Source organism: Conexibacter sp. JCM 18997, from assembly GCF_055391915.1.
In genome coordinates this window covers 4,818,470-4,841,860 of record NZ_AP043885.1, presented here as the reverse complement: position 1 = coordinate 4,841,860, position 23,391 = coordinate 4,818,470, and the positions used below count along the sequence as shown (strand labels likewise).

Below are 23,391 nucleotides of genomic sequence, written 5' to 3'. Positions count from 1 at the left end.
CGTTCAGGTTTCTGGAGGCAGCATCGGCGCCGCCGCTCACAGCGCCCGCACAGCGCGCACACAGCGCATGTGTGCCAGCTCTTGTCCGACGTGCGACCGCCCCCGCTTGACGTCCGGCGCCGCGGCCCGCACCGTGCAGCGCATGGAGTCATCGCACCGGCGGGAGTCTCCGCGGGTCAACGCCGAGTTGCAGCTGCTGCTGGCCCGGAAGATCGGTGGCGGTCTGCCCGCGCAGACGAGCGACATCGGCGTCGGTGGCGCGCGCGTGCGCTGCCGGCGTCCGCTGCGGATCGACGAGGAGCTGCGCTGCGACCTCGAGCTGCCCGACGGCGCGCGCCTGCAGGCCACGGCGCGGGTCCTGCGCCAGCATCGCCATGACGTCTACGCGCTGCGCTTCGAGCAGCTCAGCGCCGCGGCGAGCGCGCGGCTGGGCCGGTTCGTGGCCCAGGCGGCGGCGTAGCTCAGGCCTCGTCGACGACCAGCTCGTCGCGGCGCAGCGCGAGGAACGCCTCGACGACCATGGGGTCGAACTGCGCGCCGCTCTGCCGGCGGATCTCGGCGATCGACTCCTCGACCGACCACGCGGGCTTGTACGGGCGCACGTGGCTGAGCGAGTCGAACACGTCGGCGACCGCGACGATCCGCCCGCGCAGGGGGATGTTCGCGCCGCTCAGGCCGAAGGGATAGCCGGTGCCGTCCCAGCGCTCGTGGTGGCTGAGCGCGATCTCCCGGGCGGCGAGCAGGACGTGGCTGCTGCTGTCGTCGAGCATGCTCGCGCCGGCCGTCGTGTGGCTCTTCATGATCGCCACCTCGCCGGGGGTGAGGCGGCCGGGCTTGAGCAGGATCGCGTCGCTGAGCGCGAGCTTGCCGATGTCGTGCAGCGGCGCGGCGAGACGCATCACCTCGACCTCGTCGGGGCTGCGGCCCAGCCGTTCGGCCAGCAGCGCGGAGAGCATCCCGACGCGCTCGGTGTGGCGGAACGTGACGTCGTCGCGCTGCTCGGCGGCCCGGGCCAGGTGGGTGATCGTCTCGCGGCGGGCGTTGGCCAGCTCGTCGTAGACCTGGATGCTGCTCAGCGCGCTGGAGGTCGAGTCGGCCAGCGCCTGCAGGACGGCGACCTCCTCGACCGACGGCTGGCGCGACCGGGCCCAGTACGCGCCGATCGCGCCGATCGGCGCGGTCGAGCGGATCGGGACCATGACCAGGCTCTTGACGAACGTCGGCCGGTACGCGTCGTGCGGGATGCGGTCGTCCTCGTAGATGTTCGGGATCGCCGCCGGCGAGCGGTTGAGCATCGCCCAGCCGCTGATGCAGGCGGTCAGCGGGAAGCGCTGGCCCTTCCACAGCGGCTCGATCGCGTCCTCGTCGGCGTAGAAGCACTGGTCGTCGTCGCGCAGGACGAACGTGGCTCCGTCGGCGCCGGTCAGCGTGCGGGCCGCGCGCCGGACGATCTCCTGGACCTGAGCGATCGTGCGAGCCAGCGACAGGCGCTGGACGACCGCGACCAACTCGAACCCGGCGCCCAGCGCTGTGGGCGCCGGCGGGGTGTCTGGGCGGTCGGTCGCGAGTGGGGTGTGCACGTCAGGAGGTATCGATCCAGCCTGCCCATCCATGAGCGCCCGGACCGTTTCCCGTACGCCGACGGACAACCCCGGTCGCCATTAGGACCGCATGACCGAGCCAATTGGATGAGGCGCCAACAGCCGATTCGCGTTGGCGCCTCCCGGCGACGCTCAGCCCCGGATGTTGACCTGGGTGCCCGGCGTGTCCTCGTTGACGCCACCGACGCCGCCGACGCGCAGCGTGACCGGGCCGTCGGGCAGGCCGGGCGGGACGATCACCGAGATCTGATCGAAGCCGTCGATCCACCACTGCGTGGCCGGGACGTTGTTGAAGTACACCTGCGTCACGAGGTTCATGTTGGCCCCGCGGACGGCCAGCCCGTTGCCGAGCGTGACGCCGCCGCTCGAACCGGTGCCGACGGCCAGCCCCAGCGCGGTCGGACCGGTGGTGGCCACCTTCTCGACGACCGGCGTCGGTGTCGCCGCCGCCGTGATGTCGGCGCTGAAGCCGAGCCGGAACGAGCCGAGCGTCAGCTCGGGTGTGCCCAGCACGGTCCCGACGGTCGTGGGATGCCCCTGCCAGCGGTAGGACGTGGCCGCGCCGGACCCAGCGCGCAGCTGCGTGTTGTCGCCGGTCACCGCGATCGTGTCCCCCGCCTGGATGGGCAGGTTGGCCACGTAGGTGTTGACGCCGAGCACGGCCACCGGCTGCGCTGTCGTCTCGGCGGCGATCTGCCAGCCGCCGCCCGTGGGATGCAGCACCATCAGCTGCACCGTGCCGGTCGCGACGCCGGTGCGGATGCGCCACGAGGTCACGGTGCCGGACTCGGTGGCCACGACGTCGGGCGCGGTCCAGATCCACGTGGACGCGGACAACGTGAGGTTGCCGGCCGTCCAGTCGCCGGCGTTGCCGAGGTCGGCAGACGACGGACCGACGGTGCTGTCGGCGGAAGCCGCGGGCGCCCCGACGGCCAGGAGGGCGCAGGCCACGAGGGCGGCGCGCAGACCACGAGAGAGGCTCATGCACCCCGTATTCGGTTCGGGTGAGCAAACCTGAACCAGCACCGACACGGCGTCGACGCCGTGTGCTCCGCGGTCGTTAGGCTCGGCGGGTGCCGCAGCCGCCCGATCTCGCCAGGCCGCCGCAGCAGCGGCGCAGCCGGCAGTCCCTTCAGAAGGCGCTCGACGCCGCCGTCGAGGTCATCGCCACCGAAGGCTGGGATGGCTTCACGGTTCCGGAGGTCAGCCGGCGGGCCGGCGTCTCGGTGCCGTTGATCTATCGCCGGTTCGGCACCAAGGACGATCTCTTCCGAGCCGCGCAGGCTCATGGCCTTGAGGAGTCCGAGCGGCTGATCGCCGGGCGGCTCGGCCCGGCGGACATCTCCGTGGTGCCGGTCAGCCAGGGGATCCAGGAGGGGGTCGCGGCGATGGCCGCCGTCTTCGCCTCCTACAGCGCGTTCCTGCGGGGGCTGCGCGATCGGGCGATCGAGGATCCGAAGGTGCGCGAGATCGGCGGCAGCTCGCTGCGGGTGGCGCGCGCGCGGTTCGACGATCACCTCCTGCAGTGGCGGGACTCGATGACGCATCCCGAGCCCGAGCAGGCGGTCGAGACGTGCTTTCGCGTCCTCGTGGCGACGCTGGATCAGGAGGCCCAGTTCGGCGGGCCGCTGACCGGCCAGATGAACTGGGACAGCGTCGTGCGCCAGCTCTCGGATTGCTGTGAGGCCTATCTCGTCGCGGACCCGCGCTTGACGCCCGGGGCGATCGCGGGCCCGCGCCCGTGGCCGCTGGCCGACCCCGAGCCGTCGACGCCGGCCGACGCACTGGTCGCGCGTGCCGCCGACGAGCTGGGCCAGCAGGGGTACGGCGCGCTCGCGATTGCCGAGTTCAGCGCGGCGACCCGCACGTCGGTCGGCGCGCTGTACCGGATGTTCGGCGACAAGCAAGGGCTCGTCCAGGCCGCCGAGCGGCGCGCGCTGGAGCAGCTGTTCGACGATGCCACGTGGCAGTTCCCCGGCAACCTCGAAGAGCTGCCCGAGTCCGAGGCGCTGGATCAGGCGATCGTGCGTCTCAGCGTCGTCCTCGCGCGCAACCGCGCGGCGGTCCAGGTCCTCGTCGGTCGCCACGCCCAGGCGGGGACGCGCTCACTGGCCACCGCGACGATGGCCTCGCTGCGCGACCTGTTCGTCGCGGCGCTCGCCCGGCCCGGACGGGTGCAGCCGCCGCGCACGAAGGAGGCCGAAGCGCTGTGCTTCCGCATCGCGTTCGCCGCGCTGACGGAGTTCAGCAGCCTGGGCGAGGAGTTCGAGCTCGGCCTGGGACCGGACACACAGGACCAGTTCCTGACCGAGCTCGCGAACGTCTGCGGCGAGTACCTGCGCGCCGTCGGCGCGCAGGCCTAGCCACCCTCCCCTCAGGCGCGCACGGGCGACCGGCCCTTGCGCGTCTTGTACGTGACGACGAGCGTCTTGCCGTCCTCGGCCACGACGGTCACCGTGATGCGCACCCCGGGCTTGAGCTCCGAGCCGCGGAACGTCGAGGCCACGTTCGCCGTGCCCCGGTGGACGTCCACGACCCGGACCTCCTTCGGGCAACCTCGACCGTCACACGACACGCCGACGGTCCCGCCGTCACCGAGCCCCGTGACGCGCAGCGACCGCACGCGGGTGACCGACTTGCCGACGGCGAAGCGGGCCGACACCTTCGGCTTGCTGCTTCGGGCCGGCGCGGACGTCGGCGCCGACGGGGTGGACGGCCCCGGCGTCGCCGCGGGGGTCGGCGTGGACTCCGACGGGGTGCTGGTCGAGCCGCCCGTGGTCGACGGGGTCGGGACCGGCGGCGCCGGCGGGGGCGGCGTGGGCGCGGGGAACTGCGCGATCCGCGTCGTGACCGAGAACCCGAAGCTGTCGGAGTAGGGCAGCTTCGAGGTCCCTCCCGGGCCCGCGTGACTCGGACCGGGATCCACGTCGGGGATCAGGTTGCCCTGGTCGTTGGGCGTGATCGTCCCGTCGGCGTTGAGGATGCCGACGATGCTGCGCGGGCCGCCGACGGCGTAGTACCCGGACTGGCTGATGAAGCCGCCGGTGCCGCTGAACTGAGCCAGCGGGGCGGTCACGCCCGGGGCGGGATGCCAGAACCGCGGCAGCTGTCCGGATTCGCCGTTCTGCTCGTTGGGGTCGTAGTGCACGTTCGTCAGCCCGGCGGCCACGGGGAACGTGATGTTCGCGGCGAACAGGTTCTTGAGCAGGATGCCCGGCTTGTTGGGGGTGGTGATCGACGCGGTGATCTCGCAGCGGCAGCCGTTGCTGAACCGGGTGGCCGTCACGTAGCCGTCCATCCGGAAGTTCGCCACGTTCGGATCGATGGCCAGCGTCGGGTAGCCGACGAAGTCCGGGCTCAGCTGCCACGTGTCGGGCGTGACGTTGTTCGTCGTGAAGTACGGCGTATACGGCGGCTCGTTCTCGAGGAACTGGATGCGCCCGCCGTCGCCGTTCCAGATGATCTGGGTCTTCTTGTAGTGCTCGACCCAGAGGCCCTGCCAGGTGACGTGGTCGCTGTTGACGACGAGGCCGTAGGAGCCGTCTGGTGCAGCCCAGGCCGGACCGGAGAGGGCCGCACCCTGGCCGCCGTCGTACTCGCCCTGGCTCTGCAGGACGTAGTCCTGGTTGATGACCTCGGCGGTCACGGCCTTGCCGAAGATGCTGATGTCCGACAGCGTCGTCGGATCGGACTTCAGGCCGGTGCCGATGTTGGTGGTGCCGATCTGCACCTGGAAGTCGGCGGGTGTGGCTCCGCCGAGCGCGGCGGCGTTGATGGTGAAGCCGGCCAGGATCGTGCCGGTGGCGCCAGAGGCCACCTTGACCGACTGCACGCCGGCGTTCGCCGTCAGCTGCGCGATGCCCAGCCCGAGCACGATCTGACTTGGGCTGTCGATGGTCAACGGCGCGTCCTGCGTGTAGTTGCCCGGGTTGAGCAAGAGGTTCTTGCCCGCGGCCAGCTGCGCGTTGAGCGTCGCGACCGGGTCCGCCGGGTTGGCCACGTAGAAGTCGCTGAGCGGCAGCGACCGACCGTCGGTCAGGCTCCAGTCGTACCCGCGCCGATCGAACTGGACGCCAGGGCTGAAGACCTTGAACTGGCTCGCCGCGGTGTCGTAGTAGACGAACGGCGACTCGCGCACGACCGGGAGCCGGTCGAGGTTGCCGACCTGGCCGCCGGGACCGAAGTCCTCGGGCGGCGCGCCGTTGACACCGGCGAACTGGATCAGGCCGGCCCAGCCGGTGAGGCCGCCGACGTCGCTGCCCTGCACGTAGTACATCGCGTTGGAGCCACCGCCGTCACCGTCGGGCTGGACCGACGTCGTCGACGTGTTGAGGCTGTTGCCGTTCAGCAGCTGGCCCGTGATGTTCGAGTTGGTGATCATCGCGCCGAAGCTCTGGTTGCCGGTCTCGAGGTTGCCGATCTCGACGTTGCCCAGCAGGTTCACGCGCCGCCAGACCGCCGTCTGCGAGGTGACCCAGTGCATCGTGTCGACCGGGGTGTTGGCCTCGACCGGGTCGATCGTCATGTTCTGCAGCTGGCGGGCCGTGATCGACAAGCCGCCGTTGACGACGAACAGCGCGCCGTGGATGACCACGTCGCACGGGCTCTGGCCCAGGCCCGAGACGACCGTGTTGGCCCCGATCGGGGCGGAGATGATGCCGGCCGCGTTGGCGGCGGCGAGGACGTTGGCCGCCGAGCCACCGGGGACGACGGGCGGGGCGACGCCGGGCGTCCCGTATGTGCCGGGCATGAAGAAGAACTGCCGCCGCGCACCGCCCGCCGGCGCGTTGAGCGCCGCGTTGATCGACGACACCGACATGGACGGGTCAAAGACCGTCACGTTCGCCCCGAACGGGACGCTCGCGGGCGGCGCCGCGTTGGTGGGTGCGCTGCCTGGGCACGGGTTCGCGTTCGCCGACGCGACCCCGGTGGCGGCAACGAAGCACGCCCCGGCGACGGTCGCAGCGACAACCGCCCTGCGCAGGACGCCTGGACTCGGGGCGCTGAGCGCGCGCCCGAAATGACCCGACATGAACTCTCCTCTCGTGGACTCCGCAGAGACCCGCCTAGCCGGAACGGGTCATCTACGTTTCACTATCTCTGTTTGGCTTCGCCCGGTCAAGGGCGCAAAACAGATACGGTCGATTCCGCCGAGAGAAGGCGTTGAATGACGGGCCGGGCCGGGGCGTGCGCCCACGGACGAGATCAACAGGGGAGGATCGCCCGGCGACAGCCGGGGACTCCCCATGGGAAGGGCAGCGGAGAGGGAGGGATTCGAACCCTCGGACGAGGTTGACCCCCGTCACGGCATTTCCAGTGCCGCCCGTTCAACCGCTCCGGCACCTCTCCAGGGACTGCGATACGGCGACGCAGACTAGCGCCGCCGGTTCCTTCAGACCTGCCAGACGCCCCCGCGCAGGACGGGGACCGCGTCGCCGTCGGCGGTGATGCCGTCGACTTCCATGTCGGGCGAGCCGATCATGAAGTCGATGTGGATGTCGGAGCGGTTGATGCGCTCCTTGTCGGCGTCGTCGCCGACGGTCATCTCGTAGGCGGCGCCCAGGGCGATGTGGCTGGCGGCGTTCTCGTCCAGCAGCGTGTCGTAGAAGACGGTGTCCAGCGGGCCGATGCGGCCCTCGCGGTCGACGAGCGCGAGCTCGCCCAGGCGGGTGCCGCCGTCGTCGCGCTTGGTCATCGCCTCGAGCACCTCGCCGCCGGTGTCGGCCTCGATCGACACGGCGTGGCCGCCCTCGAAGCGGACGCGCAGGCCCTCGATCGTCGTGCCGCCCAGGACGAGCGGCTTGGTCGCGCGCACGACGCCGTCGACGCGCGCCGGATCGGGCGCGGTGAAGACCTCTTCGGTGGGCAGGTTGGCGATGTGCGAGATCCCGCCGACGGTGTCCATGGCGCCGCCGGTCCAGCTCGACGACGCCAGCAGCCCGACGGTCAGGTCGGTGCCGTCGCCGCGCAGGCGGATCGCGTCGAAGCGGCGCTCGTTCATCGCGGCGGCCGCGGCGTGGATCGCCTCCACGCGGGCCCGCCAGGCGCCGGCCGGGTCCTCCTCGTCCAGACGCATGATGTGGATCAGCTGCTCGTCCAGCTTGGCCAGCGCCTCGTCGGCCGGCAGGTCGCGGTGCACGAACTGCGCCCACTGCGGCGACGGACACGGTGCGACGGTCCAGTTGACCGTGCGCGCGTTGACGACCTGCATCGACTCCTTGACGTAGGGGAGCTGGTCGCGGCCCAGGCGCGCGGGGTCCAGGCCCTTGAACAGCGTCGGCTCGATCGGCCCGCTCAGGCCGATGCGCGCGCCGCGCTCCTCGCCCAGCTCCAGCAGCCGCTGGCCGTACCACTTGGGGACGTAGTCGAGGTCCTCCTCGCGCGAGAGCTCGATGCGCGCCTTCTTGACGTGGAGGTCGAAGATGCTGACGTCGACGTACTTCGCGCCGTGGCGGTAGGCCGACCGCGCGAGCTCGCGCGTGAGCGCCTCCTTGCCGGGCTCGCTGCCGATGGCGACGACCTGGCCGGGCTGGACGTTGGCACCCACGCCGACGATGACGTCGGCGAATCGTTCGAGCGTCGGCTGATCCATGGGCCGAGACTACCGAGTCCGAGCGGGGTTCAAGACTTGACCAGAACGCCGCTGGTGCCGATAGTCCTGGATCCGGTGCTCCCCAGAACTGACTAACCCGAAGTGACCACCCCCGACACCTCGCTCGTCGTGCGGCTGCGCAACGTCCTGCCGCGCGGCAACTCGCTGCCCGACGCGGAGTGGAGACGACGCCATCGCTGGCTGCTGGTGATCCTGTGGCTGCAGGTCGTCGGGCTGCCGATCTTCGGGCTGGCGCAGGGGTTCGCTGTCGGCACCTGCCTGCTCTGGGGCGCGGTGATCGGGGTCTTCGCGGCGATCTGCACGTTCGGCCGCGACACCCGCGCGTGGTGGGTCAGCTCGGCGATGTCGATCGGCCTGCTGACCTGCTCGGCGGTGCTGATCGCCTTCTGGCACGGGCAGATCGAGGCGCACTTCCACTTCTTCGTCGTGATCGTGCTGCTGACGCTCTACGAGGAGTGGCTGCCGTTCCTGATCGCCGCCGCCTACGTCGCGCTGCACCACGGCATCGTCGGCGTCGTCGATCCCGACGACGTCTACGACCACGCCTCGGCGATCAACCACCCGTGGCAGTGGGCGGCGATCCACGCCGGGTTCATCATCGCCGCCGGCGTCGCGGCGCTCATCGCCTGGCGCATGAACGAGGACGTCCGCGACGAGGCCCAGCGCTCCCTGGACCGCGCGATCGCCGCGGAGCACGCGCTGGCCGCCTCGGCCGCCGAGCTGCAGCGCTCCAACGAGGAGCTGGCCCACTTCGCCTCGGTCGCCTCCCACGACCTGTCCGAGCCGCTGCGCACGATCACCGGCTTCATGCGCCTGCTCGAGCAGCGCTACGACGTCCAGCTCGACGACCGCGGCCGCCAGTTCATCGCCCATTCGCTGGACGGTGCGGAGCGCATGCAACGCCTGATCGATGGCCTGCTGGCCTACTCCAAGGTCGGCCAGGACGCACCCCCGCGCAATCGCGTGGACCTGGACGCGGTCGCCCATGCCGCCGTGGAGGCGCTCGGCGCGCGGATCGCCGAGACGGACGCCACGGTCACCGTCGGCCGCCTGCCCGCCGTGCTCGGTGATGCCGACCAACTCGACCAGGCGCTGCAGAACCTGATCTCCAACGCGTTGAAGTTCGCCCCGCCCGGCGAGCCGGCCCGGGTCGAGGTCGAGGCCTACGCCGCGGGCGACGCCTGGTGCGTCGCCGTCGTCGACCACGGCATCGGCATCCCACCCGACCAGCACGCGCGGATCTTCCAGATGTTCCACCGCCTCCACGGGCTGGACCACTACGAGGGCACGGGCATGGGCCTGGCCATCGTCGAGCGCGTGGTGCGCCGCCACGGCGGCGAGATCCACGTCGAGGACACGCCGGGGGGCGGGGCGACCTTCGTGCTCACGCTCCCGGCGGCGACCGGCGCTGCTGCGGCGCAGCCGCTGCCGGTGCCGGTGTCGAGCTGAGCGACAGCGCGCGACGGCGCAAGTACCGCTGCTCGGGCAGCGAGGTCGTGCGCCGGGCCGCGCGCTCGTAGGCCGCGCGCGCGGCCTCCCGGCGCCCGTCCAGCTCGAGCAGATGGGCGCGCACCGCGTCGAGTCGGTGGTGACCGTCCAGCGCGCCGCTGCGATCGAGCTCGGCGACGATCGCCAGGCCGGCCCGCGGACCGTCGGCCATCCCGACCGCGACCGCGCGGTTGAGCGTGACCATCGGCCCGGGCGCGACGCGTTCCAGCAGCCCGTACAGCGCGGCGATCTGGGGCCAGTCGGTGGCCTGGGCGATCGGCGCCTCGGCGTGCACCGCGGCGATCGCCGCCTGTAGTTGGTAGGCGCCGACCGGCCCGCGCACCAGCGCGTCGGAGACCAGCGCGACGCCCTCGTCGATCGCCGCGCGATCCCAGCGCGAGCGGTCCTGCTCGGCCAGGGGGATCAGCGCGCCGTCGGGCGCGGTGCGGGCCGTCCGGCGGGCGTTGGTCAGCAGCATCAGCGCGAGCAGCCCGGCGGCCTCGCCCTCGGCGGGCAGCAGCCGGGCCAGGCGGATCGCCTCGTCGGCCAGCTCGACGCGCTGCAGCCGCGGTCCCGAGGTCGCGGTGTAGCCCTCGTTGAAGATCAGGTAGAGCACGTGCAGCACCGAGGCCATCCGGGCCGCGCCGTCGTCGGGCCCCGGCGCCGCGAAGGCGATCCCGTCCGCGCGCAGGGTCGACTTGGCCCGCGAGATGCGCTGGGCCATCGTCGCCTCGGGCACGAGGAACGCCGCGGCGATCTGCGCGGTGGTCAGCCCGCCCACCGCGCGCAGCGTCAACGCGATCTGCGACGCCGGCGTGAGCGCCGGATGGCAGCACAGCAGCAGGAGCGAGAGCGTGTCGTCGACCTCGGGCCCGGGCGGCGCGACCGGCTCGGCGGCCAAGGCCTCCTCGCGCCGGCGCCGGGCCTCGTCGCTGCGCACCGCGTCGATCAGCCGTCGTGTGGCCACCGCGACCAGCCAGCCGTGCGGGTTGTCGGGGATCCCCTCGCGCGGCCACTGGTCGGCCGCGGCCAGCAGCGCTTCCTGCAGGGCGTCCTCGCAGGCCTCGAAGTCGCGGTGGCGGCGCACGAGCGCGCCGAGCGCCTGCGGCGCGAGCTCGCGCAGCAGACGCTCGGTGTCGCCCCGCCGGTTCACATCTCGGTCCCGCCGGCGTTCATCAGCGGGCGCACCTCGATCGGCTGGTGCGGCCAGGACATGGCGATCTCCACGGCGCGGTCGACCGACTCGACGTCGACGAGCAGGTAGCCGCCGAAGTGCTCCTTGGCCTCGGCCAGCGGGCCGTCGGTGGCCACCGGCACGCCGCCCTCGCGCACCACGGTGCGCGTCTCGGAGGGGTCGGCCAGCGCCTCGCCGCCGATCAGCTCGCCCGACTCGGTCAGGTCGTCCATCACCCGGTTGACCTGGGCCATCAGCTCTTGACCCGCCTCGCTGGAGAACAGATCGCGCGTGTCGGCGTTGTCGTAGATCATCAGCATGTACTTCATCGCGGCACCTCCGGGTGCTCGGTGATGGTCGTTGCCCGGTGGTCGGAGCCCGTCGTCGGTTCTCGACATCACCCTAAAGTCCGCCGCCGTGCGCTCCACCCTGGTCACGTTCGGCGCCATCATGCTGGCCACGCTGCTGGCCGCCCTGGATCAGACGATCGTCGCGACGGCGCTGCCCCAGATCGTCACCGACCTGCAGGGCTTCGAGCATCTGTCCTGGGTGGTGACCGCGTATCTGGTCGCCTCCACGGTGACGATCCCGCTGTACGGCAAGCTGTCGGACCTGTACGGCCGCCGGCGGCTGTTCATCGTGGCCATCTCGCTGTTCATCCTCGGCTCGGCGCTGTGCGGCGCGGCCGCCTCGATGGGCCAGCTGATCGCCTTCCGCGCGCTGCAGGGCCTGGGCGCGGGCGGCCTGATCCCGCTGGCCCAGGCCACCGTGGCCGACCTGTTCTCGCCCCGCGAGCGCGGTCGCTATCAGGGCTACATCACGTCGATGTGGGGCATCGCGGCGGTCGCCGGCCCGCTGGTCGGCGGCACGCTGACCGACGTGATCTCGTGGCGCTGGATCTTCTTCGTCAACATCCCGCTGGGGCTCGTCGCGCTGGCCGTGGTGATCCGCACGATGCCCTCCGCGGGCGAGCGCACCGAGCACCGCATCGACTACGCCGGCGCGGCCGCGCTGGGCCTGTCGATCACGGCGATCCTGCTGGCCAGCGTGTGGGGCGGCACGACGTATCCGTGGGACTCCGCCCAGGTCCTCGGGTGCGCCACCGGCGGCCTGCTCGGCCTGGCCGCCTTCATCGCGATCGAGCGCCGCGCGGCCGAGCCGATCCTCCCGCTGGGCCTGTTTGGCAACCGGGTGTTCAGCATCTCGGTCAGCGCGAACTTCGTGATCGGCGCGCTGGTGTTCGCGATCTCCATCTACATGCCCGTCTACCTGCAGGGGGTGCTGGGCGACTCGGCGACGATGTCGGGCCTGACGCTGATCGGCTTCAGCGCGGGCTGGGTGGTGACCGCCACGGTGGTCGGCACCCTGATCTCGCGGACCGGCCGCTACCGCGTGTTCCCGATCATCGGCTCGGTGCTGGTGGCGGTCGGCCTGGCCGGGGCCACGCAGTTCGGCACCGACACCTCCCATCTGGCCGTGGCCGTGGCCATGATCGTGCCGGGCATCGGCATGGGCCTGTCGGTGCAGGCCTACATCGTGGCCACGCAGAACGCGGTCCAGCCCGCGCAGCTGGGCACCGCCACGGCAGGCCTGAACTTCTTTCGCTCGATCGGCGGCAGCCTCGCCGTCGCCGGCCTGGGCGCGCTGCTGGCCAACCGGGTGGCCGCCGAGCTGGGCGACCAGGCCGAGCAGGTGAACATCAACCGCCTGCTGCAGGGCGGCGACGTGCCGGCCCGCCTGGCCGACGCGGCGCAGAGCGCGCTGTCCTCCGCGCTGCACTCGGTCTTCCTGGTCACCGCGGTCATCGCCCTCGCGGGGATCGTGCTCGCGGTGGCCCAGGAGGAGCGCCGGTTGCGCACCGACGCTCCCGCCCGGGCCGAGGCGGACTAAGCGAGCTGGAAGCGGGCCACGAGCTCCTCGAGCTCACGCGCGCTGCCGGCCAGCTCCTGCGCCGACGCCGCGATCTGCTGCGTCGAGGCGCTCGTCTCCTCGGTCGAGGCCGACACCTGCTCGGTCGCGGCACTGGACTGCTCGGCCACCGAGGCGACCTCGTTGGCGGCGGCGTAGATCTCCTCGACGCGCTCGGAGATCGTCCCGATCACCTCGGTGATGCGCTCGAACGCCCCGCGCGCCTCGTCGACCACCTCGGCCCCCTCCTGGGAGCGCGCCGCGGACGCCTCGACGACCTCCACCGCGCGGACGGTCTCGGTCTGGATCTCGGCGATCAGGTTCCCGATCGTGGCGGCCGCCGACGAGGACTCCTCGGCCAGCTTGCGCACCTCGTCGGCCACGACCGCGAAGCCCTTGCCCTGCTCGCCGGCGCGGGCCGCCTCGATGGCCGCGTTGAGCGCCAGCAGGTTCGTCTGCTCGGCGATGCCGGCGATCGTCGCGGCGATGCCGTTGACCTCGTCGGACTTGGCCGCCAGCGCCTGGATGGCCGTGGCCACCTGTCCGCCGGAGTCGCGCACCGCGCCCATCGCGGTCGTCGCGCGCTCGGCCGCCTCGGCGCCGATCGCGGCGACCGTGCCGGCCTCGCCGGCCACGCCGCGGGTCGCCTCGGCGGCGTCGCGGGTCGCCTCGACCATGCCGACCTGACGCGTCGCGCCGGTGGCCACCTCGGTGATCGCCTCGGCGATCTCGTTCGTCGCCCGGCCGGTCTCCTCCGACGTGGCCGCCATCTGCTCGGAGGCCGACGACACGTTGCTCGCCGTCGAGGAGATCTGGCCGATCATCGCGGCCAGCGCCTCGCGCGTGTCGTTGTAGGCCTCGACCGAGGCGATCGTCGACGCGCGGATGTCGTTGACGGCGATCGCGGCGTCGCCCAGCTCGTCGCCCGGGATGCGGGTGATCGGCGGGGTCACGGGCGTGACCGTCTGCGTCAGGTCGCCGTTGGCGGTCGCCTCCAGCGCGGCGCGCAGGTCGGTGGTGCAGTGGTCGCGCAGCATGCCCAGCCGGTCGAGCACGTCGGCGATCGTGCGACGGATGCGGGTGGTGATGACCAGGGCGATGGCCAGGCCCAGGGCGATCGCCGCGGCGATGGCGATGATCACCAGGGTGCGGGCGCTGGTGAAGGTGTCGTGCGCGCTGGCCGCCTCGTCGTCGGCGAAGCGCTCGTTGTGGTCGATCCAGTCGCCGATGCGCGACTCGATCGAGCGGAACTGCTTGGCCGCCTGCGGGGAGGTGGGGTCCAGCTTGACGTAGTCGGCCCAGGCCGCGGTGATCGCGCTCTGGGTCGCGCGGTCGGTGGCGTCGACGGCGAAGGGGGTGTAGGCGGCCAGCTTGGCGTCGATCTCCTGGCCGACCGTCGCGATCTCCTGCGGCTGGTTCTCCAGCTGCGCCTTGCGGTAGCGCTCCATGTCGGCGTCGGTCTTGGCCACGAGCACGACCCCGGGCAGCACCTGGTGGGCCATGTTGTCGGTCTCGTCCTGGATGGCGTGCATCCGGTGCAGACCGAGCACACCGATCAGGATGGTCAGAGCAAGGACGGCGGCGAACCCACCCAACAGCTGGGTCCGAACGGAGATGCGACGGCGGCGCGAGGACATGCACCGGTAGTCGGAGTTCCTGGTGCGCGTTACATCCCCGATCTGCGGTACAGATTTTCCCTCCCCGCTATTGGGGACCGGCTTCGATCGGTGGAGTCCCGTACGTGTGGAAGGTGGAGATCGTCTTCACCCGCCAGGCTTGTCCGAGCGCCCGTTCCTCCTCGCTCCAGGTGACCACCGGCTGGTCGGGGTCGAAGACCATGTAGCCGCCGGTCGTGACCTCGATGCGGTTGCCGCCCGGCTCGTAGCCGTACAGGAAGAAGCCCTGCGCGACGCCGTGCTTGGAGGGGGCCGCCTCGATGTGGATCTCGTTGTCGAGGAACAGGTCGGCGGCGCGCAGGCACTCCTCGCGCGTGTCGACCCAGTAGGCGACGTGGTGCAGGCGCCCGTTGGCCTTGTGGTGATCGGACGTGTAGATCAGCTCGTGCGCGGCGGTGGAGAGGCTCATCCACGCGCCGGACTCGGTGCCGTCGTCCAGCTCGATGCGCTCGTACAGGCGGTAGCCGAGGTCCTCGACGGCGAAGTCGCGGCACGGGCGCACGTCGGCGGCCAGCAGGTTGACGTGGTCCAGGCGCTTGACGGCGCAGCCGCGGCCGGTGTTGCGCTGGGGCTGGTTCTTCAGCGACGGGCGCAGGTGGTCGGGCGCCACGTAGCGGTCGACCTCGTAGTAGAGCTCGAAGGCGTGACCGTCGGGATCGCGGAACCGGTAGGACGGGCCGCGGCCGCGATCGCCGTCGCTCCAGCCGTCCCCCAGCCCGGCCGCCTGCACCGCGGCGACGCGCCGCTGCAGCGCCGCCTCGTCCCAGGCGCGCAGGCCGAGCATGCGCATGCCGCTGGTCGCGTGCTCGGTCAGCTTCAGGCTGTAGCGCTGGTAGTCGCCCCAGCCGCGCAGGTACACCGACTGCCCCTCGCGCCCCTCGATCTCCATCCCGAAGATCTCGGTGAAGAACCACAGCGACTCGTCCGGCTTGGGCGTCAGCAGCTCGACCGGTCCCAGGTGCGCCAGCTCGCTCATGTCCACCGCTCCCTCAAGCCGTCGATCTCCCACGACAGCGCGCCGCCCTGCAGGCGCTCGCGCTTGACCGCCTCGCGCTGCTCGCGCTCCAGCGAGGCCGCCAGGACCGCGTCGGCGCGCTCGGCCTCGACGACCGCCACGCCGTCGGCGTCCAGCACGACGAGGTCGCCGGGGCGGATCGTCGCGCCGCCGACGACGACGGGCACGTCGAGCTGACCCAGCGCGTCCTTGGTCGCGCCCTTGACGCGCACCCAGCGCGCCCAGATCGGCAGCCCCATCGCGGCCAGCTCCTCGACATCGCGCACCGACGCGTCGATCAGCAGCGCCGCGGCGCCCGCGACCTGCGCCTGGGTGGCCAGCAGGTCGCCGACCAGCGCCACCGGCGCGGCCTGCGGCATCGTCAGCACGACGACGTCGCCCGGTTGGACGTGGGGCATGACCGCGTGGACCATCAGGTTGTCGTCCTGGGCGCACACGACGGTGCGCGCGGGGCCGCACACGCGCGAGCCGGGCACCACCTGGATCAGGTCGGCGTCGACGTAGCCGCGCCGGCCGCCGGCCTCGTACACCGTCGCCGACCCCAGGCGCGCGAGCTCGTCGATCACAGCTCGCCCACCACCTGCGGGATCACCCGCTGGAACGCCTCGGCCTGCCGCACGTCCTGGTCGCCGGAGGCGCGCCGCGCGTGGTTGCCGCGATGGTCGGCCCGCTCGCGGTAGTAGGTCTGCAGGTACTTCTGCGCCTGCATCTCCTCCATCGCCGCCTGCTTGGCCTCGATCACGCTGGTGATGTCGACGAAGGTGGTCGGCGTGAAGTTGCACAGCTCGGGCTGGTGGGGCTCGAACAGGAAGAACGCCGGCGGCTTGATCGTCGGGAACGCGCTGCTGACGCCCGCGCCGGCGGCCAGCCCGCGAGCCCGGTCGACCGCCCGCGAGGCGACGGGATGGTCGGGGTTGAACGGGTCGGTGTCGGTGTGGGTGACGACGACGTCGGGGGCGAACGCGCGGATCGCGTCGGCGATCAGCAGCAGCGCCTCGCCGTCGATCTCCAGCGGGTAGTCGCCCAGGTCCAGGCAGCGGAAGGTCGCGCCCAGGTGCTGGGCGGCGCGGTCGGCCTCGCCGTGGCGGATGGTCTTGACGTTGTCGATCGTCTGGCCGTCCTCCTTCCATAGCTCGCCGGACTCGCCGCGCTCGCCGTAGGACAGCGCGATCACCTCGGCGGTGCCGCCGGCCTGCGTGCAGACGGCGATCGCGCCGCCGGCGCGCCACACGAAGTCCGCGCTGTGCGCCCCGATGACCAGCAGGCGCCTAGACATCGAGCCCCGCCAGCCGACGCGTGTTCGTGACCGCCATCGTGCGGACCTCCTCCTCGCTGAACCCGGCCTCCAGGAAGCGGTCGGCCATCAGGGCCAGCCCGTCCTCGACCGGGGGGTTGAACTTCTGGCCCAAGTCCGTGGACCAGATCGTGTGGGCCGCGCCGACCGCGCGCGTGGCCGCGTAGAAGTCCTCCCACGGGGCCTTGCCGGTGTAGGTGGTGGTGAAGCAGCGCTCCATCAGCGCGCCCTTCTCGACCAGCTGCACCTGGTCGGCCGGTGAGACGCGCTGCGACGGGAACTCGGGATGGGTGACGACGATCTGACGCACCCCGGCGGCCACCGCGCCGTCGACCAGCGTGAAGATCTCGTCGCGCGACAGGTGCCCCGTGCACAGGACCATGTCGTGACGGGCGATCACCTCGAGCACCGCGTGGGCCTCGGGCACGAGCGCGCCGATCTCGTCGATGACCGGCACGGGATCGGCGGACAGGCCGGCCTCGCGCAGCGACAGCTCGAACTTCACCCAGACCGGGACCTTCCCGTTCGGATCGGCCTGCAGCACCTCGTGCTGCTCGTTGACCGAGGAGACCGTGGGGAACCACACGACCTTCGCGCCCTCGCGCGCGGCGATCTCGACGGCCAGCGGGTTCAGCCCGCCGATCGAGCGGTTCAGCGTGATCGTGCCCAGCACCGTGACGCCCGGGACCGCCTCCATCACCACCTGGGCGCGCTCGGCGGTCGACGTGTAGTGCGACTTCAGCCCGAACCCCGCCTGCCCCGTCTCCAGGCACCGCTTGGCCAACTGCACGTCGGTGATGCGGCGCCCGACGAAGTCCGGCGCCACGTGGATGTGGTAGTCGACCGCGCCGCGGACGAGCTCGCGCGCGCGCGGCGTCGGGACGGGGTGATCCTGCTCATCGGCCATCGTGCAGCTCCCTCAGCCAGCCGGCGGCCGCGTCGGCCACCCTCGGTTCCACGCCCAGCTCTTCCAGCATCGCCACGGCGTCGTGCATCTCGTGCATCCGACGCTCGGCGTGCTGGACGCTTCCCGTCTCCATCCGCCGCGCCAGCGTGGCGTCGGCCTCTTCGAACAGCGCTTCGATCTGGTCGCGCATGAAGTCTTCCTGGTCGGCGGCGCGGGCCGCGGCCAGCGACTCGGTGATCGCCGCGGCGATCCCCTTCCACAGCACGCTGCGCAGCAGCTTGCGCGTGGCCGCATCGCCCGCCTGCGCACCGCCCACCGCGACGCCCATGCCCAGCGGGGCGAACGCGTCGACGAAGGCGCGGGCCCCGTCGCCGCTGGCCAACGCCGGGACGCCGATGCCGCGCCCGGGCATCGGCGACAGGATGGCCACGTCGGCGAACGCCGCGCCGGTCGGCTGGACCAGCGCGGCCAGCTCGCGCTTGAGCGCCGCCCCCGACGTGTTGGCGTCGGCGTACACCTGCGTGGGGCCGAGCTCGGTCAGGACCGACTCGGCCGCCTCGCGGGCGTGCGCCGCCGTGGTCAGGCTGAGCACGACGTCGGCCATCGCCGCCGCGGCCTGGGGATCGTCGACGTCGGGCTCGGTAGCGGGCAGTGGGTCGTACCCGACGACCCGCGCGCCGGCTGCGCGCAGCCCGGCCCGGATCTCGGTTCCGGCCTCACCCAGCCCGAGCATCGCCACAACGAGCGCCATGCCCGCCTACGAGCCCCAGACCTCGTCGGCGACCTCGACGATGAGCGCCAGCTTGGCCTTCTGCTCGTCCTCGGTCAGGTCGTTGCCCTCCTCGGTGGAGGAGAACCCGCACTGGGGCGACAGGCACAGCTGCTCGATGTCGACGAACTTCGACGCCTCGTCGATGCGGCGCTTGAGCTCGTCCTTGGACTCCAGCGCGCCCTTCTTCGTCGTGACCAGGCCGAGCACGACCTGCTTGTGGCCCTTGGGGACGAAGCGCAGCGGCTCGAAGCCGCCGGAGCGCTCGTCGTCGAACTCGAGGAAGTAGCCGTCGACCTCGAGCTGGTTGAACAGCGCCTCGGCGACGAAGTCGTAGCCGCCCTCGGCCGCCCACATCGACTGGTTGTTGCCGCGGCACAGGTGCGTGGTGATCGTCAGATCCTCCGGACGGCCGGCCAGCGCGCGGTTGATGTTGGCGATGTACTGCTCGTGCAGGTGGTCGGGATCGCCGCCGATCTCGGCGATGTGCTCGCGCTGCTTGGGGTCGTTGACGTAGGCCAGCGACGTGTCGTCGAGCTGCAGGTAGCGGCAGCCGAGCGCGTAGACGCCCTCCATCTGCTGGTGGTAGGCGCCGGCCAGGTCGGTCCAGAACTCGTCGAGGTCGGGGTACACGGACGAGTCGATCGACGAGTTGCCGCCGCGGTAGTGGACCATCGACGGCGACGGGATCGTCAGCTTCGGCGTGACGCCCGCGTCGACGTGGTCGCGCAGGTAGGTGAAGTCGTCGGCGAAGATCGGGGCCGGGAGGCCGATCCGGCCGTCGACGTGCATGGCCGGCGGGGCGTAGTCGTACTCGCCGCTCTCGTTGCGGAACTGCACGTGGATCGACTCGCCCTGGACCTGGCTGACCCCGGACAGCTGGTAGATGAAGTCCATGTGCCACGAGGTGCGGCGCAGCTCGCCGTCGGTGGCGGACTGCAGGCCGGCCGACTTCTGCAGGGCGATCACGTCGAGGATCGCCTCGTCCTCGACGGCCTTCAGCCCGGCGTCGTCGAGGCTGCCCGCCTTGTGCGCGGCGCGCGCGTCGCGCAGCTTCTGCGGGCGCAGCAACGAGCCGACGTGGTCGGCGCGGAACGGCGGGGTGGTGCGGCGGGACATGCGGACTCTCTCCTCCTGGATGGCTCTAGGTGCGGCCGGCGGGTAGCGACCCGGCGACGTTGGACAGGTGGTGGCGCATCGCGGCCTCGGCGGCGTCGCCGTCGCCCGCCTCGATCGCGTCGACGATCGCGCTGTGCTCGGCGAACGACCCGCGCGGCCGGCCGGGCACGAGGATCGTGCGGTACTGGTAGCGGACGATCTGCGAGTTGAGCCCGAGGATCAGCCGGCTGGCGGTCGTGTGCTCCGACAGCTCGGCGATCGTGCGGTGCAGGACCGCCTGCTCGTCGCTGGCGCCCATCAGGTCGCCCGCGTCCAGCAGCGTGCGCATCGTGTCGAGGATGGCGCGCAGGCGCTCGACGTCGGCGGGGGTGGCGCGCTCGGCGGCCTGGCGCGCGCACAGGCCCTCGAGCACCGCGCGCGTCTCGACGATCTCCGCGGCCTCGCTCTCGGAGACGAGGCGGACCTTCGCGCCGCGGTGGCGTTCGCGCTCGACCAGGCCATCGGCCTCGAGGCGCACGAGCGCCGTGCGGATCGCGGTGCGACCGAGCCCGAGCCGCTCGCTGAGGTCGAGCTCGACCAGGCGTTCGTTGGGCTGCAGCTCGCCGTCGATGATCGCCTGCCGCAGCCGGTCGTAGCTGTCGTCGCCAGGATTGTCGACAATCTCGCCCACAAGTTGGGAACCTACCACGTGTGGCTAACCCCACCCAGGACGCCAGCAGGCAACAGGGAGATTCTTCGGTGACCCTGGCAGGGTGGGCGCATGAGCCGCGAAGCGCCGACCGACGCCGACCGCCAGCCGACCAACAACGAGACGGTCGATCGCGTCGCCACGGGCCTGATCACCGTGCTGCCGTTCATCGGCCTGGGCATCGTCTGCTGGCAGGTGTGGGCGGACCTCCTCAACTGGAGCGACGTGATCGTCTTCGCGATCGTCTACGCCTTCACCGGGTTGGGCGTGACCGTCGGCTTCCACCGCCACCTGACCCACCGGGCCTTCACCACGAGCAAGCCGATGCGCGGGTTCCTCGCCATCTGCGGCTCGGCCGCGATCGAGGGACCGGTCATCTCCTGGGTCTCCGACCACCGCAAGCACCACGTCTTCTCCGACCATGAGGGCGACCCGCACAGCCCCCACGGCCACGGCGGCGCGCTGCGCGGTCTGCTGCACGCGCACGTCGGCTGGCTGTTCCGGCACGACGAGCGCGGCAACCACGAGCGCTACGCCCCCGACCTGCTCAAGGACCCGGTGATCAGCTTCGTCAACCGCACCTTCCTGCTCTGGGTGCTGGCCGGGCTGGCCGTCCCGTTCTTCCTGGGCTGGGCCATCGGCGGCACCGTCGACGCCGCGCTGACCGGCCTGCTGTGGGGCGGCCTGGTGCGCATGCTCGTGCTGCACCACGTGACCTACAGCATCAACTCGCTGTGCCACTTCTTCGGCCGCCGGCGCTTCGACACCGACGACGAGTCACGCAACCTGGCCTGGCTGTCGATCTTCTCGCTGGGCGAGTCCTGGCATCACAACCACCACGCCTTCCCGACCAGCGCCCACCACGGGCTGCGCTGGTACGAGTTCGACGTGTCCTCGCTGGTCATCCGCGGGATGCGCCGCGTGGGCCTCGTGTGGGACGTCGTCGAGGTCAGCCCCGAGCGCCAGGCGCGCAAGCTCGCGCCCACGCCGACCGCCTGAGCGGCCGGCGCGGCGCGGCTGCGGCTCAGCCCCGGCGGTAGGGATCGACGAACACGTCGTCGATCGTCCACGTGCCGGTCAGCGACGTGAAGCGCACGGCGACCGGCGCCTCCCCGTCGGTCAGCGCGGCGGCCACGGCGGACAGGGTGAGCATGGGCAGCGTGGGCGCCCACGCGCTGCTCGGCGTGACGACGCCGGCCGGGACCGGGACGAGCCCCAGCAGGCCGTCGCGGTAGAGCAGGTCGACCTTCAGCACGGCCAGGCCACCCAGCAGCCCGCCCGCCGAGCGGGCGAAGAAGCGGATCGTCGGATACGCGGCGTTGACGCAGGTGGCCGGCGACGTGACCGTCGCGCCCTGCGGGATCGACACGCCCTGGCCGCCGTTGGCGCCGGCGGTCAGGCCCGCCCCGCGCGTGAACGCCCAGCCGTCGGTGCCGCTCTCGAAGTCGCCGCCGGGCGCCAGCTTGTAGTTCGCCTGGTCACCCCAGGGGGCGAACGGCTGCGTCAGCTGCGCGTCGTCGCACAGGCCGAGCTCGATCGGCGCGGCACTCGCCGTCGCGGCACATCCACCCAGGCCGACCAGGCCCAGCGTGGTGATCAGCGCCATCCGGGCGCTCCGTCGCTTCATCGTGTCCCCTTCCTGGAAACGGTCGCCCTGCCGGACAACTGGGGACCCATCGGGTGATCAACCGTTCGGATGAAGACTGACTGGACAGATGTCCGAGTTCGAGACTCATCTATGTGGAAGATCGCGCCGATAACCCGCGCGTGAGCATGTCCATGCTCGAGAGCGACCCACAGGTCGAGGAGCTGCTGCGCGCCGCCGTGCCGCGCCGCCAGCGCGCGCTGCCGCGCCGCGAGGTGGTCAGCGAGGCGCTCCTCGCCACCGGCCTGCTGGGCGCGATCGCCGGGCTCGCGCTGGCCGCGCCGACCGGGACGCATCACGACCACCTGGTCCTGCTCGCGGCCGGTCTGGCCGTGCTCTACGCGGTCGCGCTGCAGGTGCCGTTCACCGTGGGCGCCGGCTACGGGTCGGCCGCCCAACTGGCCTACGTGCCGATGCTCGTGCTGCTGCCGCCGGCGCTCGTGCCGGTGCTCGTGCTGGCGGTCCTGACGTTGACCCGGCTGCCCGACTACGTGCGCGGCCGCCGGCACCCCGACCGGGTGCTGCTGGCCTTCGGCGACACCTGGTTCACGATCGGCCCGGCGCTCGTGCTCACGCTCCTGCCCGTCAGCGACCCCGCGGTCGGCGACTGGTGGATCTTCGCGCTGTGCCTGCCCGCCCAGCTCGGCACCGACCTGGTCGTCTCGGCGGCGCGCGAGCGGCTGGCCAGCGGCGTCCTGCCGACGCTCCAGCTGCGCCTGCACGGCATCGTCTTCCTGGTCGACGCCGCGCTGACCCCGGTCGCGCTGGTCGCCGGCCTGGCCGCCGTCGACTCCCCGGCCGCGATCCTCGCGCTGCTGCCGCTGATGGGCCTGCTCGCGCTGCTGTCGCGTGAGCGCGAGCGGCGCATCCAGGAGGGCCTGGCGCTGAGCGCCGCCTACCGCGGCTCGGCGTTGCTGATGGGCGAGATGCTCGAGGCCGACGACCCGTACACCGGCGGCGAGCACAGCCAGGGCGTGGTCGCGCTGGCGCTGGCCGTGGGCCAGAAGCTCGGCCTCGACGCGCGCGCCCAGCGCGATCTGGAGTTCGGCGCGCTGCTGCACGACATCGGCAAGCTGCGCACGCCGGCCGAGATCCTCAACAAGCCCGCCAGCCTGTCCGCCGAGGAGTGGGAGGTCATCCGCCGCCATCCGGTCGACGGGCAGGCGATGCTCGATCGCATCGGTGGCGCGCTGGCCGACGTGGGCCGGATCGTGCGCGCCCACCACGAGCGTTGGGACGGCGGCGGCTATCCCGACGGCCTCGCGGGCGAGCAGATCCCGCTGGCCGCCCGGATCATCTCCGCCTCCGACGCGTTCAGCGCGATGACCACCGACCGTCCGTACCGGCGGGCAATGGGCGTCCACGTGGCCCTGATCGAGCTGCAGTCCTGCGCGGGCACGCAGTTCGACCCGGCCGTCGTGCACGCGCTCGAAGCCGTCGTCGCGCAGGACCTGCCGGAACGCCTGCATGTCGCGTTGACGTCCTAGTGCCCTG

At 71.9% G+C, this 23,391-nt stretch carries 22 protein-coding genes and 1 tRNA gene; 7 read left to right on the top strand and 16 right to left on the bottom strand.

Annotation, left to right across the window (positions count from 1 at the left end; genetic code table 11):
- Nucleotides 1–142 precede the first annotated feature (142 nt).
- On the top strand, nucleotides 143–460 hold the full coding sequence (locus tag ACZ5UI_RS24280; RefSeq protein ID WP_464191975.1) for a PilZ domain-containing protein: 318 nt from the start codon (nucleotides 143–145) through the stop codon (nucleotides 458–460).
- A 1-nt stretch (nucleotide 461) separates the two neighbouring features.
- Here the strand turns inward: ACZ5UI_RS24280 and ACZ5UI_RS24275 are convergent, their stop codons facing one another.
- Together ACZ5UI_RS24275 and ACZ5UI_RS24270 are read right to left on the bottom strand one after the other, a co-directional pair.
- Nucleotides 462–1,526, bottom strand: a complete 1,065-nt coding sequence (locus ACZ5UI_RS24275; RefSeq protein WP_464197870.1) for an HD-GYP domain-containing protein — start codon at nucleotides 1,524–1,526, stop codon at nucleotides 462–464.
- Nucleotides 1,527–1,733: 207 nt separating this feature from the next.
- On the bottom strand, nucleotides 1,734–2,585 hold the full coding sequence (locus tag ACZ5UI_RS24270; protein WP_464191973.1) for a hypothetical protein: 852 nt from the start codon (nucleotides 2,583–2,585) through the stop codon (nucleotides 1,734–1,736).
- A gap of 89 nt (nucleotides 2,586–2,674) precedes the next feature.
- Between ACZ5UI_RS24270 and ACZ5UI_RS24265 the strand changes: the two genes are divergently transcribed.
- The gene (locus tag ACZ5UI_RS24265) at nucleotides 2,675–3,964 is read left to right on the top strand and encodes a TetR/AcrR family transcriptional regulator (protein ID WP_464191971.1); all 1,290 of its coding nucleotides are present in this window, start codon (nucleotides 2,675–2,677) and stop codon (nucleotides 3,962–3,964) included.
- An 11-nt stretch (nucleotides 3,965–3,975) separates the two neighbouring features.
- On the opposite strand, the gene ACZ5UI_RS24260 is transcribed toward ACZ5UI_RS24265, so the two are convergent.
- Nucleotides 3,976–6,351 (bottom strand): hypothetical protein, encoded by a 2,376-nt coding sequence (locus tag ACZ5UI_RS24260; protein WP_464191969.1) that lies wholly within the window; start codon nucleotides 6,349–6,351, stop codon nucleotides 3,976–3,978.
- On the opposite strand from ACZ5UI_RS24260, the gene ACZ5UI_RS24255 reads away from it, so the two are divergent.
- On the top strand, nucleotides 6,350–6,625 hold the full coding sequence (locus ACZ5UI_RS24255) for a hypothetical protein (RefSeq protein WP_464191967.1): 276 nt from the start codon (nucleotides 6,350–6,352) through the stop codon (nucleotides 6,623–6,625). The two genes, ACZ5UI_RS24260 and ACZ5UI_RS24255, sit on opposite strands and share 2 nt — an antisense overlap.
- A 235-nt stretch (nucleotides 6,626–6,860) precedes the next feature.
- Here ACZ5UI_RS24255 and ACZ5UI_RS24250 read toward each other — a convergent pair.
- Both ACZ5UI_RS24250 and ACZ5UI_RS24245 read right to left on the bottom strand, forming a co-directional pair.
- A tRNA-Ser gene (locus ACZ5UI_RS24250) sits at nucleotides 6,861–6,950 on the bottom strand.
- Nucleotides 6,951–6,993: 43 nt separating this feature from the next.
- A complete protein-coding gene (locus tag ACZ5UI_RS24245; RefSeq protein ID WP_464191965.1) occupies nucleotides 6,994–8,193 on the bottom strand; it encodes an aminopeptidase in 1,200 nt (399 codons plus the stop codon).
- A 102-nt stretch (nucleotides 8,194–8,295) separates the two neighbouring features.
- On the opposite strand from ACZ5UI_RS24245, the gene ACZ5UI_RS24240 reads away from it, so the two are divergent.
- On the top strand, nucleotides 8,296–9,663 hold the full coding sequence (locus ACZ5UI_RS24240) for a sensor histidine kinase (protein ID WP_464191963.1): 1,368 nt from the start codon (nucleotides 8,296–8,298) through the stop codon (nucleotides 9,661–9,663).
- Here ACZ5UI_RS24240 and ACZ5UI_RS24235 read toward each other — a convergent pair.
- Nucleotides 9,599–10,855, bottom strand: coding sequence for an RNA polymerase sigma factor (locus ACZ5UI_RS24235; RefSeq protein WP_464191961.1), 1,257 nt, complete (start codon nucleotides 10,853–10,855; stop codon nucleotides 9,599–9,601). The genes ACZ5UI_RS24240 and ACZ5UI_RS24235 overlap by 65 nt on opposite strands.
- Nucleotides 10,852–11,205 (bottom strand): YciI family protein, encoded by a 354-nt coding sequence (locus ACZ5UI_RS24230; protein ID WP_464191959.1) that lies wholly within the window; start codon nucleotides 11,203–11,205, stop codon nucleotides 10,852–10,854. The genes ACZ5UI_RS24235 and ACZ5UI_RS24230 overlap by 4 nt, the downstream gene beginning before the upstream one ends.
- A gap of 88 nt (nucleotides 11,206–11,293) precedes the next feature.
- Between ACZ5UI_RS24230 and ACZ5UI_RS24225 the strand changes: the two genes are divergently transcribed.
- Complete coding sequence (locus tag ACZ5UI_RS24225) at nucleotides 11,294–12,766, top strand: MDR family MFS transporter (protein WP_464191957.1); 1,473 nt, start codon at nucleotides 11,294–11,296, stop codon at nucleotides 12,764–12,766.
- Here ACZ5UI_RS24225 and ACZ5UI_RS24220 read toward each other — a convergent pair.
- The 8 genes from ACZ5UI_RS24220 to ACZ5UI_RS24185 all read right to left on the bottom strand — a co-directional run bounded on the left by ACZ5UI_RS24220 (nucleotide 12,763) and on the right by ACZ5UI_RS24185 (nucleotide 20,234).
- Nucleotides 12,763–14,421 carry a methyl-accepting chemotaxis protein gene (locus ACZ5UI_RS24220; protein ID WP_464191955.1) on the bottom strand — a complete coding sequence of 553 codons (1,659 nt, stop codon included), beginning with the start codon at nucleotides 14,419–14,421 and terminating at the stop codon, nucleotides 12,763–12,765. The two genes, ACZ5UI_RS24225 and ACZ5UI_RS24220, sit on opposite strands and share 4 nt — an antisense overlap.
- A 67-nt stretch (nucleotides 14,422–14,488) precedes the next feature.
- Complete coding sequence (locus ACZ5UI_RS24215) at nucleotides 14,489–15,436, bottom strand: VOC family protein (RefSeq protein WP_464191953.1); 948 nt, start codon at nucleotides 15,434–15,436, stop codon at nucleotides 14,489–14,491.
- Nucleotides 15,433–16,041, bottom strand: coding sequence for a 4-carboxy-4-hydroxy-2-oxoadipate aldolase/oxaloacetate decarboxylase (locus ACZ5UI_RS24210; RefSeq protein WP_464191951.1), 609 nt, complete (start codon nucleotides 16,039–16,041; stop codon nucleotides 15,433–15,435). Before ACZ5UI_RS24210 ends, ACZ5UI_RS24215 begins: the two co-directional genes overlap by 4 nt.
- Nucleotides 16,038–16,751: a PIG-L deacetylase family protein gene (locus ACZ5UI_RS24205; protein ID WP_464191948.1), complete on the bottom strand. Its 714-nt coding sequence runs from the start codon at nucleotides 16,749–16,751 to the stop codon at nucleotides 16,038–16,040. Before ACZ5UI_RS24205 ends, ACZ5UI_RS24210 begins: the two co-directional genes overlap by 4 nt.
- The gene (locus tag ACZ5UI_RS24200; protein WP_464191946.1) at nucleotides 16,744–17,676 is read right to left on the bottom strand and encodes a DUF6282 family protein; all 933 of its coding nucleotides are present in this window, start codon (nucleotides 17,674–17,676) and stop codon (nucleotides 16,744–16,746) included. The genes ACZ5UI_RS24205 and ACZ5UI_RS24200 overlap by 8 nt, the downstream gene beginning before the upstream one ends.
- Nucleotides 17,666–18,427, bottom strand: coding sequence for a DUF1932 domain-containing protein (locus tag ACZ5UI_RS24195; RefSeq protein ID WP_464191944.1), 762 nt, complete (start codon nucleotides 18,425–18,427; stop codon nucleotides 17,666–17,668). The genes ACZ5UI_RS24200 and ACZ5UI_RS24195 overlap by 11 nt, the downstream gene beginning before the upstream one ends.
- 6 nt (nucleotides 18,428–18,433) lie before the next feature.
- Nucleotides 18,434–19,564: a 5-methyltetrahydropteroyltriglutamate--homocysteine S-methyltransferase gene (locus ACZ5UI_RS24190; RefSeq protein WP_464191942.1), complete on the bottom strand. Its 1,131-nt coding sequence runs from the start codon at nucleotides 19,562–19,564 to the stop codon at nucleotides 18,434–18,436.
- Nucleotides 19,565–19,589: 25 nt separating this feature from the next.
- The gene (locus ACZ5UI_RS24185) at nucleotides 19,590–20,234 is read right to left on the bottom strand and encodes a GntR family transcriptional regulator (protein WP_464191941.1); all 645 of its coding nucleotides are present in this window, start codon (nucleotides 20,232–20,234) and stop codon (nucleotides 19,590–19,592) included.
- Between the two features lie 90 nt (nucleotides 20,235–20,324).
- On the opposite strand from ACZ5UI_RS24185, the gene ACZ5UI_RS24180 reads away from it, so the two are divergent.
- Entirely contained in the window at nucleotides 20,325–21,251 is a 927-nt protein-coding gene (locus ACZ5UI_RS24180) for an acyl-CoA desaturase (protein WP_464191939.1), read from the top strand.
- A gap of 25 nt (nucleotides 21,252–21,276) precedes the next feature.
- Here ACZ5UI_RS24180 and ACZ5UI_RS24175 read toward each other — a convergent pair whose 3' ends face one another.
- Nucleotides 21,277–21,879 (bottom strand): hypothetical protein, encoded by a 603-nt coding sequence (locus ACZ5UI_RS24175; protein ID WP_464191937.1) that lies wholly within the window; start codon nucleotides 21,877–21,879, stop codon nucleotides 21,277–21,279.
- Between the two features lie 146 nt (nucleotides 21,880–22,025).
- Here ACZ5UI_RS24175 and ACZ5UI_RS24170 point away from each other — a divergent pair, with 146 nt between their 5' ends.
- Complete coding sequence (locus tag ACZ5UI_RS24170) at nucleotides 22,026–23,384, top strand: HD-GYP domain-containing protein (protein ID WP_464191935.1); 1,359 nt, start codon at nucleotides 22,026–22,028, stop codon at nucleotides 23,382–23,384.
- The last annotated feature ends 7 nt before the right edge of the window (nucleotides 23,385–23,391 follow it).